Genomic DNA, 1,035 nt, shown 5'->3' with positions numbered 1-1,035 from the left:
TCCGGCCGGTTCGGTGGCCGGACGGTCACAGGGCATGCTAGTTTCATCCTGCTTGTCAGTATTGCCCGGCTTTGATCCCCGATCCCGATCCTGATCCTGATCCTGTCTGGACGGTGTCCATGACGGTTGCGCATCCGCCGTTACGCGCTCGCCGCGCCCACCGGCCGTGTCCCGCGGAACACGGAGCTGGCCGCGCCGGCCACTGCCCCCGCTGCCCTGGCCGCGGTCCGGGCCGTCCGGGCCGGTGAGCCGTCCCACCGACTGGAGCGTCCTCGGCCTCGAGCGCGACCCCACCCCGGGCGACCCCTTCGCCGTCCGGGAGCTGGCGCGACGCTTCCTGACGGTCGCCGCCGACGCCGAGCACGCCCGCGGACAGCTCGCCACGGTCGCCGCCGGAGGCGTCGTACAGACCTGGGCCGGCACCGCCGGGGACGCCTTCCGCGACGAACTGGACGACTTCCCCGGCCAGCTGGCCAGGCTGGCGACGTCCTACCGGATGGCCGGCCAAGCCCTCGGCGCCTACGAGCCGGCCCTGGACACCGCCCAGCAGCAGGCCGACCGCGCCCTCGCGCACGGCCGCGACGCCCGCGCCCGCCGTGACCACGCCCAGGCCCTCCTCACCCCGGCCCAGACCGCGCTGACCACCGCGACCGCCACCCTCACCCACCTGACCCCCACCCCCCACACCGCCAGCGCCGGGATCCCTCCCCCCGACCCGACACGGCTCACCCAGGCCATCCGCGACCGCGACACCGCCCAGATCCGGCTCGAACAGGCACGCGACGCCGCCCACGGCGCCCAGGACGACCTCGACACCGCCCGCCGGCTCGCGCTGGCCGCCGGCCGGCTGCGCGCGGACGCCGCGCACACCTGCGGCCAGGCCATCCGCGACGCCTCCGACGCCGGCATCCACACCAGACGCTGGTGGTCCGGGGAGAAGATCCGACAGGCCGCGGGCAGCCTCTGGCACACCACCGTACAAGCCGCGAAGATCACCATCGCCGTCCTCGGTGTCGTCGCCCTGGTGATCGGCGG

1 protein-coding gene is annotated in these 1,035 nt (G+C 75.1%); it reads left to right on the top strand.

What is annotated here, in order from left to right; genetic code table 11:
- Window positions 1-244: 244 nt before the first annotated feature.
- The coding region (locus NBX02_RS10595; protein WP_445548363.1) for a WXG100 family type VII secretion target at window positions 245-1,035 on the top strand (791 nt) is incomplete at its 3' end.

Origin of the sequence: Protofrankia sp. CiP1_Cm_nod1, assembly GCF_920888515.1 — a bacterium.
In the GTDB taxonomy this organism is placed as follows: Bacteria; Actinomycetota; Actinomycetes; order Frankiales; family Frankiaceae; genus Protofrankia.
This window is presented reverse-complemented; position numbering and strand designations above follow the sequence as displayed.